Below are 17,364 nucleotides of genomic sequence, written 5' to 3' on the forward strand. Positions count from 1 at the left end.
CGGGTCGGGCGGGTGCCCTTCGTGCGGGGTGTCCTGATTCGTGACAACAAAAAACCCCTCGGCCCGCCTGGGCATTCGAGGGGTGACGCGGGACCGGTGACCGGTCGCGCGTCAGTGACGTACGAGAAGGAGGTTGCGCACGAGACAAGAGTGCGTGACCGGTCGTTACGGGTCAAGCCAGCCACCCTGCGATCTCACATCGTGAGACCGCCGTCCCACATGACGGCGGTCTCACGACGATCACGGGCGTACGTCACCCCAGGACGGCGCCGTCGGCCGCGGAGCCGACGAGCTTGGCGTACTTCGCGAGGACGCCTCGCGGCGGGACGACCGGAAGCTTCGGGGCCCATCCCTGCTTGCGGCGCGCGAGCTCGTCGGGATCGATCTCGACGTCGAGGCGACGGTTCGCCACGTCGAGGGTGATCGGGTCGCCGTCGGCGACGAACGCGATCGGACCGCCGTCGACCGCCTCCGGCGCGACGTGGCCGACGCACAAGCCGGTCGTGCCGCCCGAGAAGCGGCCGTCGGTCAGCAGGAGGACGTCCTTGCCGAGGCCCGCCCCCTTGATCGCGCCGGTGATGGCGAGCATCTCGCGCATGCCCGGACCGCCCTTGGGGCCCTCGTAGCGGATGACGACGACGTCGCCCGCGGTCACCGTGCCGTCAGCGAGGGCAGCCATCGCCGCCTTCTCGCCGTCGAAGACGCGCGCGGTACCGCTGAAGACGGTCTCGTCGAAGCCCGCGCTCTTGACGACGGCACCCTCCGGCGCCAGCGTGCCCTCGAGGATCGTGAGGCCGCCGGTCGCGTGGATCGGGTTGTCGAGCTTGCGGATCACGTCGCCGTCGACCGCGGTCGTGACGAGCTCGGCGAGGTTCTCGCCCATCGTCTTGCCGGTGACCGTGAGGGTGTCGCCGTTCATCAGGCCCGCGTCGAGCAGCGCCTTCATGATCACGGGGATGCCGCCGACCTTGTCGACGTCGTTCATCACGTAGCGGCCGAACGGCTTGAGGTCGCCGAGGTGCGGGACCTTCTCCCCGATCCGGACGAAGTCGGCGAGGGTGAGGTCGACCTCCGCCTCGCGCGCGATCGCGAGCAGGTGGAGCACCGCGTTGGTCGAGCCGCCGAGGGCCATGACCACCGCGATCGCGTTCTCGAAGGCCGGCTTGGTGAGGATCTGGCGGGCCGTGATGCCCTGGCGGAGCAGGTTGACGACGGCCTCGCCCGAGCGGCGGGCGAACCCGTCGCGGCGGCTGTCGACGGCCGGCGGCGCAGCCGAGCCGGGCAGCGACATCCCGAGCGCCTCGGCGACGGACGCCATCGTGTTGGCGGTGTACATGCCGCCGCAGGCACCCTCCCCCGGGCAGATCGCGCGCTCGATGCGGTCGACCTCGTCTCGCGAGATCAGGCCCTTGAGGCAGGCACCGACCGCCTCGAACGCGTCGATGATCGTGACGTCCTTGCCGTCGACCTGGCCCGGCATCGTCGAGCCCGCATAGAGGAAGACGCTGGACAGGTCGAGCCGCGCGGCCGCCATCAGCATGCCCGGCAGGCTCTTGTCGCAGCCGGCCAGCAGGACCGACCCGTCGAGCCGCTCGGCCATCATCACCGTCTCGACGGAGTCGGCGATGACCTCGCGCGACACGAGCGAGTAGTGCATGCCCTCGTGACCCATCGAGATGCCGTCGGAGACCGAGATGGTCCCGAACTCCAGCGGGTAGCCACCCGCCGCGTGCACGCCGTTCTTCACCGCGTCCGACAGTCGGTCGAGGGAGAGGTTGCAGGGCGTGATCTCGTTCCAGCTGGAGGCGACGCCGATCTGGGGCTTCTCCCAGTCTTCGTCGCCCATGCCGACTGCCCGGAGCATGCCGCGCGACGCGGCGCTCTCCAGTCCGTCGGTGACGTCGCGGCTGCGCGGCTTGATGTCGGGAGTCTCGGAGGCCATGTATGCAAGATTACGACCGTCGCGCAGCGTCGTGACCCGCGGGACCGCTCCGCGAGAAGACGCTCTGCGAAAACCCGTCCCCGTGACCGCTCCGGCCGCTACGGTCCGTTCGACCCTGTAGACGGACCTCACGAAGGACGGCTGTGAACGACACCCCCGCTCAGACCCCCCACCCGCAGGCACCCCCCGGCTCCTACGCCGCGGCTGCGCCCCCGGCAGGTGCGCCCGGCGCCTCCGTGGCGTACGCGCCGCCGCCGTCGCACGGCCCTCTCGGCAACGTGCGCTCCACCGGCATCTGCATCCTCCTCGCGATCATCACCTTCGGCATCTACACGTGGGTCTGGTGGTTCAAGACGCACAACGAGATGAAGCGGCACAGCGGCGCCGGCGTGGGCGGCCCCGTCGCCCTGATCCTCGCGATCTTCGTCCCGTTCGTCATGGCCTTCGTCAGCTCGAGCGAGGTCGGCGGGCTGTACGAGCGCCGCGGCGAGCGCAAGCCGGTCAGCGGCGCGACGGGGCTGTGGTACTTCCCGGGCAGCTTCATCGTCATCGGCCCGATCGTGTGGTTCGTCAAGACCAACGGCACGCTCAACGCGTACTGGCGCTCGCTCGGCGCCTCCTGACGTACGGGACCGGCGCTCTCGCCTCGGGGCGGGACGCCGGGCTCAGCGTGCGTCGAGGACGTACGGCGCGTACGCGACGTAGACGCACGCGACCGCCCAGATCACGCTGACCATCGTCCCGATGATGAAGCGCTCGGCAGCGCCGGAGTGCGGGACGCCGCGCGGTCGGGCGGTCTCCTGCGCGCGCAGCTCCGGGTAGCGTCCGAGCCCCTTGACGGCGAGCACGATCGCGACGCCCTCCGGCCACCGGGCGGCCAGCGCACCGAACACCGCGAGCCGCTCCAGCGCGCCGATCCAGGCACCCCCTCGCAGGACCTCGGCAGCCGCCCTGACGGTCGCACCCTCGGGCTCGGCCGGGCGACCGGAGTCGATCGCCTCGAACGCGGCCGTGGTCACCACCGCTCCGCCGCACACGGCGAGCACGAGAGCGAAGAGCACCAGGACGTCGTGGCGTGAGCCGGTGACGGGGTCCTCGAAGATCGTGGCGACGACCGCCAGTGCGAGCGCGACGGCGAGCCCTCCCCCGGTGACGAGCCGTACCGTCGTCGTGCGCGCGAACGCCCACCCGACGAGGGCCACCGCCGCAGCGGCGATCACGATCACGTACGCGGTCATCCGGGGTCCGTCCTCATCGACTCGCCTTCTGCTCGGGGTCGCTCGCGGCCAACAGGCGCGCGGCGAGCGTACGACCCCGACGCTCCTCGGTCCACCCCGCAACCGCGAGTCGGCGACTCATCGCCTGTGCGGAGATGCCGAGGGCGCTGGCCGCCTCCCGCTGCGTCGGCGGGTGCGGTGAGCCGGCATGCCCCATCGCGTCGACGGCTTCCCAGCCGGCCTCGCTGCGGCGCCCCAGCAGGCTCGCGAGCAGCCAGAGCGCGGACTCGGCGTCCTCGGCCAGCTCCCCCTCCTCCGCGCGGACCACCACGGGTTGCGGCTCGACCTTGGCCCGTTCGACCGCCGCACGGGCTCGGACGTACGCCGGGCCGCGGCCGGCTCGCGTCGTGGCCGGGAGCGGCCCCTCGACCTCCCCGACGCCGACTCCGATCCACCAACGGCCGTCGCGCAGCGCGCGGACCACGACACGGACCACGTCGTCCGGGGAGTCGAGGAGGCCCTGGACCTCGTCGCCCGCGGTGCGTTCGAAGGCACGGACGGGCTCGACCGTGGTGGCCAGGTCCTCCAGCAGCTCCGGGACCGCGTCGTTCCCGCGGCGGCTGCCGCGCTGATCCAGCGTCATCACGTACATCGCGGCTCCTCAATGGTGAGGCATTGATCAGAAAGGATCAACTGCCGTTGATTGATTGCCTGTGATCAATCTACCATCATTGACGGTCGGTGTCCTCAGACCAGAGCAGCACGCACGCTCATCACGTCGGGAAGGTGCGAGGCCACCTCGCGCCACGACTCGCCCTCGTCGTCGCTCGCGAAGACGGACCCGTCCCGGGCGCCGAGGTAGAGACCGGCCGCGAGGCCGTGGGCCGGCCCGTCGTCAGCGCTGAACGCGTCCCGCATCACGGCGGCGTACGAGGTCTCGGGCAACCCCTTGCCAAGCTCGCGCCACGTCCGGCCCGCGTCGTCCGAACGCCACACGCGAGGCGCCCCTCCGGGAGGCATGCGGTCGGAGTCGGCGACCAGCGGGAACACGTACACGGTCTCCGGACGGCCGGGGTGGACGACGATCGGGAACCCGAAGTCGCTCGGGAGCCCCTCGGCGATCGAGGTCCACGAGTCGCCGCCGTCGTCGGAGCGGTAGACGCCGTGGTGGTTCTGCGCGTAGAGCATGTCCGGGCGCGACGGGTGCATCGCGACCTTGTGGACGCACTGGCCGAACTCCGGCCACGGGTCGGGGAAGAAGTAGGCCGAGATGCCCGTGTTGTGAGGCGACCACGACGCGCCCGCATCCTCGGTGCGGTAGACCCCACCAGTCGACATAGCGACCGTCACCCGCGCCGGGTCCGCCGGGTCGGGAACGATCGTGTGGATTGCCTGTCCGCCGAATCCCGCACCCCACTCGGGGCGGTGAGGGTGGTCCCACAAGCCCTGCACGAGCGTGAACGTCTCCCCTCGGTCGGTCGAGCGGAACAGCGCGGACGGCTGCGTCCCCGCCCACACCTCGTCGGGCTGCACCCCCGGCGTGAGCTGCCACACCTGCTCGAGCGCCGCGTCCGTCCCGTTGGGGAAGCGGACGCCGCCCCCGGGCGTCTCCGACCACGTCGCTCCGAGGTCGTCGGACCAGCTGACCTGGGGACCCCAGTGCTCGCTCATCGTCCCGACCAGCAGGCGCGGGCGGTCGCCGCGGGTGTCGATGCACGTCGCGTAGACGGCGGTCATCGGGAAGTGCGGACCCTCCAGCTCCCACGAGACGCGGTCGCCGGAGCGGCCGATCCAGAGTCCCTTGCGTGTCCCGATCAGCAGCACCGTGCCCATCACGCCCTCCTCACGCCGTATTCCTAATTGGAATACTCGCTACGCTAGGGACATGGCGGCAGACCTGTCAACGACCTCGTACGCGCTCCTCGGACTGCTCGCGCTCGACCCCGACGACCCTGCGGAGGGACTGACCGGCTACGAGCTCAAGCAGCGCTGCGACTTCACCATGCGCTACTACTGGGTCTCCCCCGCGACCAGCCAGATCTACACCGAGCTGGCCCGGCTCGACCGCCTCGGGCTCGTCGACGTGACCGAAGAGGGCACCGGACGCCGCAGCACCCGCCGGTACGCCCTCAGCGACGCCGGACGCGAGCGGCTCCTGACCTGGCTCACCACGAGCGAGCCGGACTTCCCCGTCCTCAAGCACCCGGTCGCCCTGCGCCTCATGTTCGGCCACATGGTCGAGCCCGAGCAGGTCGAGCGCTGGCTGGCCACCTACATCGCCCAGCTCGAGGAGCGTACGACCGAGCTGCGGGCCGTACGGGAGATGCTCGGCGACGACGCGCGGCTGCGCTCACCGGCGCGTGTCGCCGAGTGGGGACTCGCCTACTTCGCCAGCGAGCGCGCGATCTCCGAAGACCTGCGCAAGCAGGTGGCTGACGGTGACGGTGGACCCGTCACGTAGCGTCGTACCCGTCCCTGCAGTCCCGCACGAAGGATCACCGTGGCCCTCATCGCCCTGGCAAGCGCCGCCACCACGACCGACGACCCCGAGATCAAGCTGCTGAGCGAAGCGCTCGTCGCCCTGGGCCACGAGGTCGGTGTCGAGGTCTGGGACGACCCCGACGTCGACTGGCACCGCTACGCGCTGACGGTCGTGCGGACGACATGGGACTACACGCCGCGCCGCGACGAGTTCCTCGCGTGGGCGCGACAGGTCCCGCGCCTGCGCAACCGCGCCGACGTGCTCACGTGGAACACCCACAAGACCTACCTGCGCGACCTCGCCGTCCACGGCTGCCCGGTGATCCCGACGGCGTGGGACGTAACCGACGAGGAGGCGCTCGCCGCCCACGCGGCCGCGCTCGGGATCGCCGTCGACGACGTCGAGTGGGTCGTCAAGCCGGCCGTCTCGGCAGGCTCGGCCGACACCGGCCGCTGGGCGGACGCGGCCAGCGCGCTCGCGCACAGCCGCGAGCTGGTCGCCGCCGGGCGGACCTCCATGCTCCAGCCGTACGTGGCGTCGGTCGACGCGGAGGGCGAGACGGCGCTGCTGTTCGCCGGAGGAGAGTTCTCGCACGCGGTCATGAAGGGCGCGATGCTCGCGCCCGGTGAGGGTGTGCGCGACAACCGCGACGCCCGCGAGCGCCTCACCCCCACGACGCCGACTGCCGACCAGCTCACCGTGGCCGGGCAGGCGCTGCGGGCCGCGCGCAAGGCGCTGGGCGGCGGACTCGACCTCCTGTACGCGCGGGTCGACCTCGTCACGGGCGCCGACGGCAAGCCACAGGTCATCGAGCTGGAGCTCACGGAGCCGGCACTCTTCCTCCCCTGCGTCGAGGGTGCCGCGGAGACGTTCGCGCGCGCCGTGACCGCGTCGGTGACCTCGATGGGCCGCGTCTGACGGAACCCGCCCGTACGCTGGCTCCATGAGCGTCCGAGAGGTCCTCGCGGAGGCAGTCTTCTCCCGCGTCGCCGGAGACGACGGCGCGGGCCGACGTGCGCGCATCCACGGCGACGAGGGGCCGCGACGCTTCGGACCCGACGACCCGATCTGGGCGGTCCACGGCGACGCGTCGATGTTCGTCGGCGGCATCCGCGCGCTGCTCCTCCAGTCGCTGCACCCGCTGGCGATGGCGGCGGTGGATCAGCACTCCGGCTACCGGGGCGACCCATGGGGCCGGCTCCAACGCACGAGCGGCTTCATCGCCGAGACGACATTCGGCACGGTCGAGACGTCGGAGCGGGCGGTGCGGATCGTCCGGGCGATCCACGGGCGGGTCCGCGGCACGGCACCGGACGGGCGACCGTACGCCGCCGACGACCCTCACCTGCTGACGTGGGTGCACGTCGCGGAGGTCGACAGCTTCCTGCGGGCTCACGACCGCTACGGCGCGCGCCGCCTCAGCCGGTCCGAGCGCGACACCTACGTCGCCCAGGCGGCGGAGGTCGCGTACGCGCTCGGCGCGGACGACCCACCGACCGACACCGACGGGCTGGCGTCCCGGCTGGAGGCGTTCCGGCCCGAGCTCGCCTCGACGGCGGCCGCCCGTGAGGCGGCGCGGTTCATCTTGCTGACCCCGCCGGTGCCGTGGTCGCTGCGTCCCGGCTACACGGCGCTCGGCGCGGCCGCCGTCGGCCTGCTGCCGGTGTGGGCGCGCCGACCGCTGCGCCTGCCGTGGCTGCCGATCGTCGAGGGCACCGCGTTCCGCGCGGCAGGCGGCGCTGCCACGCGGACGATCCGGTGGGCGATGCGGCCGCCGAGCTGACGCTCAACGCCCGAGCGGCACCTCGTTGGCCAACTCCTCACCGGCGGCCAGCCGCCTGACCTGCTCCTGGACGAGCGCGAGCATGCGCGGACGCATCGCTGTCGTCCCGCCTGCGACGTGCGGGCTGATCAGCACCCCCGGGGCGCTCCACAGCGGATGCCCCGGCGGGAGCGGCTCCGGGTCCGTCACGTCGAGCGCCGCCCGGAGACGACCGGTCTCCACCTCGGCGAGGAGAGCGTCGGAGTCCACGACGGGTCCGCGCGCGAGGTTGACGAGGAGGGCGCCGTCCTTCATCGCCGCGAGGAACCCGGCGTCGGCGAGGTGTCGCGTCTGGTCGGTCAGCGGTGTCAGCAGCACGACGACGTCGGCAGACGGGAGGAGGTCGGGAAGCTCGGACGTGGTGTGCACCCCGTCACGGGCACGCCGCGCCACGCGTACGACGTCCACCTCGAAGCCGGCGAGCCGCCTCTCCAGCGCCTGCCCGATGCTCCCGTACCCGACGATCATCACGGTCTTGTCGGCGAGCGCGTCCCACCACCGGTACGCCAGCCAGCGCTGCTCGTCCTGCGCCCGGACGAACGCCGGGATCCCGCGCAGCGAGGCGAGGATCAGCCCGACGCCGAGCTCGGCGGTCGCCGCGTCGTGGACGCCGCGGGCGTTGCACAGCCGCACGCCGTCAGGGATCTGCGCGACGATCCCGTCCGTACCGGCCGACTGGGCCTGGATCACCTCCAGCCGCGGCATCCGCGACGTGGTGGACCGCAGGTCGGCGGACAGGTCGTACGGCAAGACCCACATCGTCACGTCGGCGAGCACGTCGTCCGAGGGCAGGTCGGCGGTCGCGCCGGAGTAGGAGACGAGGTCGACACCAGGCGGGACCTCGAAGGCGTCGGGGGCGAACGGAGACAGGACGAGCGGCATGGGGAACACCCTAGAGGCGGGCCGGTGACACCAAGACTGCGACAGCGGTCCTGTAACGTTGAAGGGTGAGAATGCGCGTGTCGACGACGACACCGACGCCTCGCGTCCAGCACCACGACGTGCTCAGCGACGACGGCACCCGCATCCGTGCGTGGACCAACGGCGCCGACGGGCCGACGGTGCTGCTCTGCAACGGCCTCGGCACCAGCCCGTACGCGTGGCCGGCGCTGCTCGAGCCAGACTGCGGCGTGCGGGTCGTCTCGTGGTACCACCGCGGCATCGGCGGCTCCGAGCGTCCTCGCGACCGTACGCGGGTGGACGTCGACGCCCACCTCGAGGACGCGCTCGCCGTGATGCGCGCGTTCGAGATCGAGCACGCCACGGTCGTGGGCTGGTCGATCGGCGTCAACCTCGCGTTCGAGCTCGCCGTGAGGTGGCCTGAGCGGGTCGACGCCGTGCTGGGTGTCGCAGGCGTCCCCGGCGACACGTTCGCGACCATGCTCGGTCCGGCACGACTGCCCGGACCGGTCGCCCGCGCGACCGCGCTGTCTGTCGTCCGGCTCGCCCAGGTGGCGGGTCCGGCGCTCAACCCGGTGACGCAGCGGTTCCACCAGGTGCCGTACCTGTTCGACCTCGCGCGCTACACCGGCCTCATGCTCCCGAAGGCCGACCCCGAGGCGGCGGCGGAGACGCTCACGGCGTTCTTCGCCCTCGAGTGGCGCTGGTACACCCATCTCGCCCGGCACGCGGCGCGGCACCCGCGGGTGAGCCTGTCGAAGGTCACCCAGCCGACGACGCTGATCGGCGGTCGCTGGGACGTCTTCGCCGGAGCGCGCTCGATGCGCACCGCCGCCGACCGCATCGCGGGGGCACGGTACGTCGAGCTCGGCGCGTCCCATTTCGTGACCCTCGAGCATCCCGAGGCCGTACACGCCGAGCTCCTCGCCCTCCTCCGCCGGGTCCCTTCCTGACTCGCGAGCGGTCAGGCGAGCTTGTCGAGGATGAGCTCGCGGACGCGACCGGCGTCGGCCTGTCCGCGCATCTCCTTCATGACGGCACCGATCAGCGCACCGGCGGCCGCGACCTTGCCGTCGCGGATCTTCGCGGCGACGTCCGGGTTGGCCTCGATCGCACGCTCGACCGCTGCGGTGAGCGCGCCGTCGTCCGAGACGACCTCGAGCCCGCGGGCCACCACGATCTCCTCAGGCGTCCCCTCCCCGGCGACGAGCCCGTCGAAGACCTGGCGGGCGAGCTTGTCGTTGATCCGCTTGGCGTCGACGAGCGCCTGCACCTCGGCGACGTGCGCGGGCGTCACGCCCAGCGCGTCGATCGGCGTGCCGGTGTCGTTCGCGCGACGGGCGAGCTCGCCGAGCCACCACTTGCGGGCGGCCGTCGGGCTCGCACCCGCGGCGACCGTCGCCTCGATGAGGTCGAGCGCACCCGCGCCCACGACGTCACGCATCTCGAGGTCGGAGTAGCCCCACTCCCCCTGCAGGCGCGCGCGGCGCTGGGCCGGCGGCTCGGGCAGGGTCGCGCGAAGCTCCTCGATCCACTCCTCCGACGGCGCGACCGGGACAAGGTCGGGCTCGGGGAAGTAGCGGTAGTCCTCGGCGTCGGACTTCTCACGGCCCGACGTCGTGACGCCGGTGTCCTCGTGCCAGTGACGCGTCTCCTGGACGATCTTCTGGCCGGAGTCGAGAACGCCCGCGTGCCGCTCGACCTCGTAGCGCACCGCCCGCTCCACCGAGCGCAGCGAGTTGACGTTCTTGGTCTCCGAGCGGGTCCCGAAGACGTCGGCGTCCTTGCGCATCAGCGAGAGATTGACGTCGCAGCGCATGGACCCCTGCTCCATCCGGGCGTCGGAGACGTCGAGCGCCTTGACGAGCTCGCGCAGGTGGGCGACGTACGCACGCGCGACCTGCGGGGCGTACTTGCCGGCGCCGACGATCGGCTTCGTGACGATCTCGATCAGCGGGATGCCGGCACGGTTGTAGTCGACCAGCGAGTAGTCGGCACCGTGGATGCGGCCCGTCGCGCCGCCCACGTGCAGCGACTTGCCGGTGTCCTCCTCCATGTGCGCACGCTCGATGTCGACGCGGAAGACCTGCGGCCCCTCGTCGGTCTCGACCGTCACCTCGGTCCAGCCGTCGTACGCGATGGGCTCGTCGTACTGCGACGTCTGGAAGTTCTTCGGCATGTCCGGGTAGAAGTAGTTCTTCCGGGCGAAACGCGACCACGGCGCGATCGAGCAGTTCAGCGCCAGCCCGATCCGGATCGCCGACTCGACGGCCTTGCCGTTGACGACGGGAAGCGCTCCGGGGAGCCCGAGGCAGGTCGGGCAGACCTGCGTGTTGGGCTCCGCGCCGAACACGGTCGAGCATCCGCAGAACATCTTCGACGCGGTGTTGAGCTCGACGTGGACCTCGAGCCCCATCACGGGGTCGTACGTCTCGAGCGCCTGGTCGAACGGGACCAGCTCCGTACGGGTGGCGGTCACTTGCTCTCCTCCTGGGGCGTCGCGACGAGCTCGGGTGCACGGCTCAGCAGCGGCGCCCCCCACTGCTCGAGCAGCAGCCGCTCGAGGGCGGCTCCGACGTTGTAGAGACGGTCGTCGGCCATCGCAGGCGCGAGGACCTGCATGCCGACCGGCAGCCCGTCCTCGTCGGTGACGCCGACCGGCAGCGAGAGGCCCGGGATGCCGGCCAGGTTCGCCGGGATCGTGGCGACGTCCTGCAGGTACATCGACATCGGGTCGTCGAGCTTGCTCCCCAGCGGGAACGCCGTCGTCGGCGACGTCGGCGAGACGAGCACGTCGACCTGCTCGAACGCGCGGGCGAAGTCCTGCGCGATGAGCGTGCGGACCTTCTGCGCGGAGCCGTAGTACGCGTCGTAGTAGCCGCTCGACAGCGCGTACGTGCCGATGATGATGCGGCGCTTCACCTCGTCGCCGAAGCCGGCCTCGCGGGTCGCCGCCATCACCTGCTCGGCGCTCGGGGCCGCGACGCCCGACGGGTTGACCCGCAGGCCGTACCGCATCGCGTCGAACTTCGCGAGGTTGCTGGACGCCTCGGCCGGGAGGATCAGGTAGTACGTCGACAGCGCGTACGCGAAGCTCGGGCACGAGACCTCGACGATCTCGGCGCCGGCCTTCGTGAGCAGCGCGACGGCCTCGTCGAAGCGCGCGCGCACGCCTGCCTGGTAGCCCTCGCCACCGAGCTCGCGGACGATGCCGATGCGCAGTCCGGAGACGTCAGCACGCCGAGCGGCCTCGACCACGGGCGGCACGGGTGCGTCGATGCTCGTGGAGTCGAGCGGGTCGTGCCCGCCGATCAGCTCGTGCAGCAGCGCGGCGTCGAGGACGGTCCGCGTGACCGGGCCCGCCTGATCCAGCGACGACGCCAGCGCGATCAGGCCGTAGCGCGACACGCCCCCGTACGTGGGCTTCACGCCGACGGTGCCGGTGACGGCGGCCGGCTGGCGGATCGAGCCGCCGGTGTCGGTGCCGATCGCGAGCGGAGCCTCGTACGCGCCGACGGCCGCGGCCGAGCCGCCGCCGGAGCCGCCGGGGATGCGGTCACGGTCCCACGGGTTGCGGGTGGGGCCGTACGCGGAGTGCTCGGTGGAGCTGCCCATCGCGAACTCGTCCATGTTGGTCTTGCCGAGGATCGGCAGGCCGGCGGCGCGGATGCGGCGAGTCAGGAACGCGTCGTACGGGGGCACCCAGCCCTCGAGGATCTTCGAGCCTGCGGTGGTGGCGATCCCCTCCGTGGCGACGACGTCCTTGACGGCGATCGGCACCCCGGCCAGCGGGTGGAGCTGCTCGCCCGCCGCGCGGCGCGCGTCGACGTCGCGCGCGGTCGCGAGCGCACCCTCGGGGTCGAGGGCGAGGAAGGCGTTGAGGTCACCGTCGACGGCGGCGATCCGGTCGAGGTGGTCCTGCGTGACCTCGGCCGACGAGACCTCGCCCGCGGCGAGCTTCTCGGCGATCTCGGCGGCGCTCAGGCGGATGGTGCTCATGCGTCCTCCCCGAGGATCCGCGGCACGGCGAAGCGCTGCTGCTCGACCGCCGGTGCTCCGGCGAGCGCCTGCTCCGGCGTCAGCCCGGGCGTGACGACGTCCTCGCGGAAGACGTTGGACAGCGGCACGGCGTGCGAGGTGGGCGGCACGTCGGCGTCGGCGACCTCCGCCACCTGGGCGACGGACTCGAGGATGACCGTGAGCTCCGGGGTGAGCCGGTCGAGCTCGGCGTCGGTGAGGTCGATGCGCGCGAGGTTCGCCAGGTGGGCGACGTCAGCGCGCGAGATCCCGTCGGACAACGGAGAGTCCCTTCGAGCGTGGGTGGGGATTACCGATCCATCCTAGGGCGTCGCCCCGCACCGGCCCCGTACGGTCACCGGACCTGCCGCACCGACGCCACCACGCTCGCGTCCTGACCGGACGTGTAGACACCGAACTCCAGCACGTACCCCGCGAAGTCACCGTGCTGCCGGTCCGCGGCAGCCGCCACCCACGTCGCGCCGGCGTCGTCGCTGAGGCCGAGGGCGACCAGCTCCTGCGCCACGACGGCACGGGCATCCTTCTCGCCGAGCGGCGCGTCGTACGAGGCGCCGCGGGCCGAGACCGTCCACCCGGCCACCTCCGCCTCGAGGTCGATGCCGAGCACGCGGACGGACGCACCCCCGTCGGTCTTCTCGCACGAGAGCGTCTCGGCGTCGTCGCGCTCGCAGGAGAATCCTCTGGCCTCGAGCTTCGGCTCCAGCGTCGCGGTGCTCGCCGGCGACGGGCCGCCGGCCGGCGTGACAGGCGCGTCGCCGACCCGGAGCTGGAATCCTTCGCCGTACGTGGTGAAGGAGGCGTCGGCCCCGAGCGCGCTGGAGCCGAGCTCACCCTCCGCAGCTGCGGCCTCCGCGAGCGCCTGCCCCCGGCCGTCGAGCAGCGTGTCGCCGACCACCGTCGCAGCGACCTTGGTGACCGAGGCCGGGTCGTCGACGAGGAACGCGGCGAGCTCCACGTTGGTGATGGCCCCGTCAGCGAGGTCCACACGCAGCGTCGCGCGCTGCGGATCCTCGCCGGCGACGAAGTAGTGGCACCGCACCAGGGAACCGGCGACCGTGGTGTAGCAGGACCAGCCGTCCTGCTCGCCGAGCGCGGCCGTCAGGCGCGCCACTGCACCCTCGCTCAACGCCTCGCCCTCCCCGGCGGGGACGGGCTTCTCGGATCCACCGGAGCTCGACCCGGACTCGTTCGACCCGGACTCGTTCGACTCCGAGTCCTTGCTGAGGACGCTGATCCCGACCACGACGGCGGCAGCGACGAGGGCGAGCGCGACGACGACCCCCACGATGATGAGGACCAGGTTGCGTCGGCTGTTGCCGCCGCCTCCACCTTGGGGCGGAGGCGGCCATCCCTGACCCCCGTACGCAGGGTGCGGCGGATAACCGGGCTGACCCTGGCCGGGAGGTCCGTACGGAGCCTGTGGCGGGCCCCACGCCTGCGGCGGTGGGCCCTGCGGCGGAGCCCCCTGCGGAGGAGCCCAGCCCGGCGGCGGAGGCCCCTGCGGAGGAGTCCAGCCCGGCGGCGGGGGTCCCTGCGGAGGGACGGGCGGTCGGGGGCCGTTCGGGTGCGACATCGATCCTCCGGGGGCAAGGGTGGCGCTCCATTGTGGACACCCCGCGGTCCATCCCTCGCACGGGTCCCTCACCGCAGCGGAAAGCGGCCAGTGACAAACCGTGCAACTCACCAGTAACCTCACGTTCGCACGCGCTGGGGCGCCCCCGCCCCCGGTGCCACGTCTTGGGAGGGACAGACATGCGTAAGCCCGTCCTCGCCGCTCTGGCGACCGCCGCGCTCGTGACCGGCGGACTCGCCGGCGCCCCGGCCGCGAACGCCGACAGCCAGGTGGTCCTGCCGATCACCGGCACGACTTCTCTGGCGAACCCGCTCGCCGGGGGCGCCGTGCTCGACATGCCGGCCGGCGCCCAGCTCGCCGGGAGTCTCGACATCTTCCGCGATCCCCTGCTCGTCGGCGACATGGTGATCCCGCCGATCACGGCGAAGGTCCGTGCGCTCGGCATCCCGGTGCTCGGCGACACGACCTCGACCGTGGTGCTGGAGCCCGTGGGCAAGACCGAGGCCCGCAGCATCGAGGGCGGGTACATCGAGGCCCGCACCAGCTTCCGCATCGCCCTGCCCGAGGTCCGCAGCGACCTCCCGCTGGCCGACAAGCTCAACCTCGGTGGACCCGACTGCAAGACCGACGTCATCTCGACGACGCTCACCAGCACCGAGCCGCTGAGCCTCACCGAGGCTTTCCCGATGAAGGCGACCTTCACGATCCCCGAGATCTCGGGCTGCCCGAAGTTCCTCACGATCCCGCTGAGCAACTGGGCGCTCAACGCGCTCATGGGCGGCGACGGCAACACGCTGGACCTGATGGTCGGTCCGATCACGACGCTGCCCAGCCCGGCACCGGCACCTTCTCCCGCGCCGAAGCCGACGGCCGTCGCCAAGGTCGCCTCCTCGCTGAAGGCCAGCGCCAAGAAGGTCACCTACGGCAAGGCCGGCAAGGTCAAGGTCGCGGTGCGGTCGTCGCGTACGGCGACAGGCGCGGTCCGCATCTACAAGGGCAAGAAGCTGCTGGCCACCAAGCGGCTCGCCCACGGCAAGGCCTCTGTCACCTTGCGCAAGAAGTCGCTGAAGGCAGGCAAGCACAAGCTGCGCGTCGTGTACGCCGGCAGCAGCACGGTCCGTTCCTCCAAGGGGACGGTGGTCGTGCGCGTCGTCAAGCGCTGACCCCGAGGCCCGCAGGCCGCGCGGGACCGCGGACGCCTGGGCTCAGGCGTCCGCGGCCGCCGGCGGACCGTCGCGCAGGAGGTCCACGAACCCCTGCTCGTCGAGGATCGTCAGCCCCAGCTCCTCGGCCTTGGCGGCCTTCGAACCGGCGGCTTCACCGACCACGACGAAGCTGGTCTTCTTGGAGACCGACCCCGCGGACTTGCCGCCGCGGGCGAGGATCGCCTCCTTCGCCTCGTCACGCGTGAAGCCCTGGAGCGATCCGGTGACGACGATGGTCAGGCCCTCGAGGGTCCTGGTGATCGACTCGTCCCGCTCGTCGGCCATGCGAACGCCCGCCGCCGCCCACTGCTCGACGATCTCGCGGTGCCAGTCGACGGTGAACCACTCCGCGACCGAGGCGGCGATGGTGGGACCGACCCCGTCGACCGCGGCGAGCGTCTCGACGTCGGCCTTCCGGATCGCGTCCATGCTGCCGAGCTCGGCGGCGAGCGCCCGCGCAGCGGTCGGCCCGACGTGCCGGATCGACAGCGCGACGATCACGCGCCACAGGGGCTGCTGCTTGGCGTTGCCGAGGTTGTCGAGGAACCGGCGCCCGTTGGCCGACAGCACCCGGTCGCCCGCACCGGCCTCCTTCTCGGCCTTCTTGGCTGCGCGCGTGAACAGCGGGACGCGCAGCAGGTCGTCCTCACCGAGGGCGAACAGGCGGCCCTCGTCCTCGAGCACCCCGGCGTCGAGCAGCGCGCTGGCGGCCTCGTAGCCCAGCACCTCGATGTCGAGCGCTCCCCTGCTGCCGACGTGGAAGAGCCGCTCGCGCAGCTGAGCCGGGCAGTGGCGCGTGTTGGGGCAGCGCAGGTCGGCGTCACCCTCCTTGGCGGGAGCCAGCGGCGTCTCGCACGAGGGACAGGTCGTCGGCATCACCCACGGCTCGGCGTCGTCCGGGCGCAGCGCGAGCACCGGTCCGACGATCTCGGGGATCACGTCACCGGCCTTGCGCAGGACCACCGTGTCACCGGGGCGGACGTTCTTGCGTGCGACCTCAGAGGCGTTGTGCAGCGTCGCCATCTCCACCGTCGAGCCCGACACCAGGACCGGCTCCATCACGCCGTACGGGGTGACGCGTCCCGTACGACCGACGTTGACGCGGATCTCGAGGAGCGTGGTGTTGACCTCCTCGGGCGGGTACTTGTAGGCGATCGCCCACCGGGGCGCCCGCGACGTCGAGCCCAGTGCCCGCTGGAGCGCGATCTGGTCGACCTTGACGACGATGCCGTCGATGTCGTGCTCGACGTCGTGGCGGTGCTCGCCGTAGTAGCCGATGAACTCCTCGACCTCACCCATCGTGGCCAGCACCTTGACCCGGTCGCTGGTCGGCAGACCCCACGCCGCGAGCGCCGCGTACGCCTCGGACTGCCGCTCGGGGACGTAGCCCTCGCGGTCACCGATGCCGTGGCAGACCATCCGAAGTGGACGCGTCGCGGTGACCCGCGGGTCCTTCTGGCGCAGTGACCCTGCCGCGGCGTTGCGCGGGTTGGAGAACGGCGTGTTGCCTGCCTCGCTCCACGCGGTGTTGAACTCCTCGAAGGCCTGCGTCGGGAAGAAGATCTCGCCTCGCACCTCAAGCAGCGCGGGCACCGGGTGCTCGCCCGAGGGGCTCAACCGGTGCGGGATGCCCTCGATGGTCCGGACGTTGGCCGTGACGTCCTCGCCGATGGTGCCGTCGCCGCGCGTCGCCGCGCGGACGAGACGACCCTCCTCGTACGTGAGGTTGATCGCGAGCCCGTCGACCTTGAGCTCGACCAGGAAGTCGCTCTCGGTGCCGGCCTCCTTCTCGACCCGCGCGCCCCAGGCGGCCAGCTCCTCGAAGGAGAAGCAGTTGTCGAGGCTCTCCATCCGGCGCCGGTGGCGGACCGGCGAGAAGGCGGTGGAGACCGTGCCGCCGACGGTCTGCGTCGGGGAGTCGGGGGTCCTCAGCTGAGGGAACGCCTCCTCGATCTCGCGCAGCTCGACCATGAGCTGGTCGTACTCCGCGTCGGAGATCGTCGGCGTGTCCTCGACGAAGTAGCGGGTGCGGGCCTGCTCGATGCGCTCGCTCAGCTCCGCGTGGCGCGCGCGTGCGGCAGCCTCGTCGGGAGGGCTCTCGATGCGCTGATCCGTGTCGGGTTCGTCGATGCTGGGCACGGGCGACAATCTACCTCTGGACTCCGACAGCGGTTTGAGGAGAATG

The 17,364-nt window shown here is 71.8% G+C and carries 16 protein-coding genes; 6 read left to right on the top strand and 10 right to left on the bottom strand.

From position 1 onward, the window contains the following. Positions 1 to 253: 253 nt before the first annotated feature. On the bottom strand, positions 254 to 1,942 hold the full coding sequence (gene ilvD, locus NYZ95_RS04795) for a dihydroxy-acid dehydratase (RefSeq protein ID WP_262849245.1): 1,689 nt from the start codon (positions 1,940 to 1,942) through the stop codon (positions 254 to 256). Between the two features lie 143 nt (positions 1,943 to 2,085). On the opposite strand from ilvD, the gene NYZ95_RS04800 reads away from it, so the two are divergent. Next, positions 2,086 to 2,565 (top strand): DUF4234 domain-containing protein, encoded by a 480-nt coding sequence (locus NYZ95_RS04800; RefSeq protein WP_262849246.1) that lies wholly within the window; start codon positions 2,086 to 2,088, stop codon positions 2,563 to 2,565. Between the two features lie 42 nt (positions 2,566 to 2,607). Here NYZ95_RS04800 and NYZ95_RS04805 read toward each other — a convergent pair whose 3' ends face one another. The 3 genes from NYZ95_RS04805 to NYZ95_RS04815 form a co-directional block, all read right to left on the bottom strand. Next, complete coding sequence (locus tag NYZ95_RS04805; RefSeq protein ID WP_262849248.1) at positions 2,608 to 3,180, bottom strand: hypothetical protein; 573 nt, start codon at positions 3,178 to 3,180, stop codon at positions 2,608 to 2,610. Between the two features lie 13 nt (positions 3,181 to 3,193). After that, entirely contained in the window at positions 3,194 to 3,811 is a 618-nt protein-coding gene (locus NYZ95_RS04810) for a SatD family protein (protein WP_262849250.1), read from the bottom strand. Between the two features lie 95 nt (positions 3,812 to 3,906). Then, a complete protein-coding gene (locus NYZ95_RS04815) occupies positions 3,907 to 4,992 on the bottom strand; it encodes a WD40/YVTN/BNR-like repeat-containing protein (RefSeq protein ID WP_262849253.1) in 1,086 nt (361 codons plus the stop codon). A gap of 52 nt (positions 4,993 to 5,044) precedes the next feature. Here NYZ95_RS04815 and NYZ95_RS04820 point away from each other — a divergent pair, with 52 nt between their 5' ends. From NYZ95_RS04820 to NYZ95_RS04830, 3 genes are read left to right on the top strand one after another with little or no spacing between them, the layout of a single operon-like run. Next, positions 5,045 to 5,620 carry a PadR family transcriptional regulator gene (locus NYZ95_RS04820; RefSeq protein WP_262849254.1) on the top strand — a complete coding sequence of 192 codons (576 nt, stop codon included), beginning with the start codon at positions 5,045 to 5,047 and terminating at the stop codon, positions 5,618 to 5,620. Positions 5,621 to 5,659: 39 nt separating this feature from the next. Further along, positions 5,660 to 6,559, top strand: coding sequence for an ATP-grasp domain-containing protein (locus tag NYZ95_RS04825; protein WP_262849256.1), 900 nt, complete (start codon positions 5,660 to 5,662; stop codon positions 6,557 to 6,559). Between the two features lie 25 nt (positions 6,560 to 6,584). After that, on the top strand, positions 6,585 to 7,424 hold the full coding sequence (locus tag NYZ95_RS04830; RefSeq protein WP_262849259.1) for an oxygenase MpaB family protein: 840 nt from the start codon (positions 6,585 to 6,587) through the stop codon (positions 7,422 to 7,424). A 3-nt stretch (positions 7,425 to 7,427) separates the two neighbouring features. Here NYZ95_RS04830 and NYZ95_RS04835 read toward each other — a convergent pair whose 3' ends face one another. Then, positions 7,428 to 8,345 carry a 2-hydroxyacid dehydrogenase gene (locus NYZ95_RS04835; RefSeq protein WP_262849261.1) on the bottom strand — a complete coding sequence of 306 codons (918 nt, stop codon included), beginning with the start codon at positions 8,343 to 8,345 and terminating at the stop codon, positions 7,428 to 7,430. Positions 8,346 to 8,416: 71 nt separating this feature from the next. Between NYZ95_RS04835 and NYZ95_RS04840 the strand changes: the two genes are divergently transcribed. Then, positions 8,417 to 9,316, top strand: coding sequence for an alpha/beta fold hydrolase (locus NYZ95_RS04840; RefSeq protein WP_262849956.1), 900 nt, complete (start codon positions 8,417 to 8,419; stop codon positions 9,314 to 9,316). 11 nt (positions 9,317 to 9,327) lie between these two features. Here the strand turns inward: NYZ95_RS04840 and gatB are convergent, their stop codons facing one another. The 4 genes from gatB to NYZ95_RS04860 all read right to left on the bottom strand — a co-directional run bounded on the left by gatB (position 9,328) and on the right by NYZ95_RS04860 (position 13,686). After that, a complete protein-coding gene (gene gatB, locus NYZ95_RS04845) occupies positions 9,328 to 10,842 on the bottom strand; it encodes an Asp-tRNA(Asn)/Glu-tRNA(Gln) amidotransferase subunit GatB (RefSeq protein WP_262849264.1) in 1,515 nt (504 codons plus the stop codon). Next, on the bottom strand, positions 10,839 to 12,362 hold the full coding sequence (gene gatA / locus NYZ95_RS04850; protein WP_262849266.1) for an Asp-tRNA(Asn)/Glu-tRNA(Gln) amidotransferase subunit GatA: 1,524 nt from the start codon (positions 12,360 to 12,362) through the stop codon (positions 10,839 to 10,841). The genes gatB and gatA overlap by 4 nt, the downstream gene beginning before the upstream one ends. After that, complete coding sequence (gatC, locus tag NYZ95_RS04855; protein WP_262849268.1) at positions 12,359 to 12,661, bottom strand: Asp-tRNA(Asn)/Glu-tRNA(Gln) amidotransferase subunit GatC; 303 nt, start codon at positions 12,659 to 12,661, stop codon at positions 12,359 to 12,361. The genes gatA and gatC overlap by 4 nt, the downstream gene beginning before the upstream one ends. A 74-nt stretch (positions 12,662 to 12,735) precedes the next feature. Further along, a complete protein-coding gene (locus tag NYZ95_RS04860) occupies positions 12,736 to 13,686 on the bottom strand; it encodes a hypothetical protein (RefSeq protein WP_262849270.1) in 951 nt (316 codons plus the stop codon). Positions 13,687 to 14,153: 467 nt separating this feature from the next. On the opposite strand from NYZ95_RS04860, the gene NYZ95_RS04865 reads away from it, so the two are divergent. Next, positions 14,154 to 15,137 carry an Ig-like domain-containing protein gene (locus NYZ95_RS04865; RefSeq protein WP_262849272.1) on the top strand — a complete coding sequence of 328 codons (984 nt, stop codon included), beginning with the start codon at positions 14,154 to 14,156 and terminating at the stop codon, positions 15,135 to 15,137. Positions 15,138 to 15,179: 42 nt separating this feature from the next. Here the strand turns inward: NYZ95_RS04865 and ligA are convergent, their stop codons facing one another. Next, positions 15,180 to 17,318, bottom strand: a complete 2,139-nt coding sequence (gene ligA, locus NYZ95_RS04870; RefSeq protein ID WP_372500453.1) for an NAD-dependent DNA ligase LigA — start codon at positions 17,316 to 17,318, stop codon at positions 15,180 to 15,182. Between the last annotated feature and the right edge of the window lie 46 nt (positions 17,319 to 17,364).

The sequence above is a fragment of the Mumia quercus genome (assembly GCF_025506335.1).
Classification (GTDB): Bacteria; Actinomycetota; Actinomycetes; order Propionibacteriales; family Nocardioidaceae; genus Mumia; species Mumia quercus.

What these genes read in the sequence shown, in the direction of transcription:
- NYZ95_RS04810 (WP_262849250.1), bottom strand. Translation starts at nt 3,811, where the DNA reads ATGTACGTGATGACGCTGGATCAGCGCGGCAGCCGCCGCGGGAACGAC.
- NYZ95_RS04805 (WP_262849248.1), bottom strand. Translation starts at nt 3,180, where the DNA reads ATGACCGCGTACGTGATCGTGATCGCCGCTGCGGCGGTGGCCCTCGTC.
- NYZ95_RS04835 (WP_262849261.1), bottom strand. Translation starts at nt 8,345, where the DNA reads ATGCCGCTCGTCCTGTCTCCGTTCGCCCCCGACGCCTTCGAGGTCCCG.
- NYZ95_RS04830 (WP_262849259.1), top strand. Translation starts at nt 6,585, where the DNA reads ATGAGCGTCCGAGAGGTCCTCGCGGAGGCAGTCTTCTCCCGCGTCGCC.
- ilvD (WP_262849245.1), bottom strand. Translation starts at nt 1,942, where the DNA reads ATGGCCTCCGAGACTCCCGACATCAAGCCGCGCAGCCGCGACGTCACC.
- gatA (WP_262849266.1), bottom strand. Translation starts at nt 12,362, where the DNA reads ATGAGCACCATCCGCCTGAGCGCCGCCGAGATCGCCGAGAAGCTCGCC.
- NYZ95_RS04840 (WP_262849956.1), top strand. Translation starts at nt 8,417, where the DNA reads ATGCGCGTGTCGACGACGACACCGACGCCTCGCGTCCAGCACCACGAC.
- NYZ95_RS04815 (WP_262849253.1), bottom strand. Translation starts at nt 4,992, where the DNA reads ATGGGCACGGTGCTGCTGATCGGGACACGCAAGGGACTCTGGATCGGC.
- NYZ95_RS04820 (WP_262849254.1), top strand. Translation starts at nt 5,045, where the DNA reads ATGGCGGCAGACCTGTCAACGACCTCGTACGCGCTCCTCGGACTGCTC.
- NYZ95_RS04865 (WP_262849272.1), top strand. Translation starts at nt 14,154, where the DNA reads ATGCGTAAGCCCGTCCTCGCCGCTCTGGCGACCGCCGCGCTCGTGACC.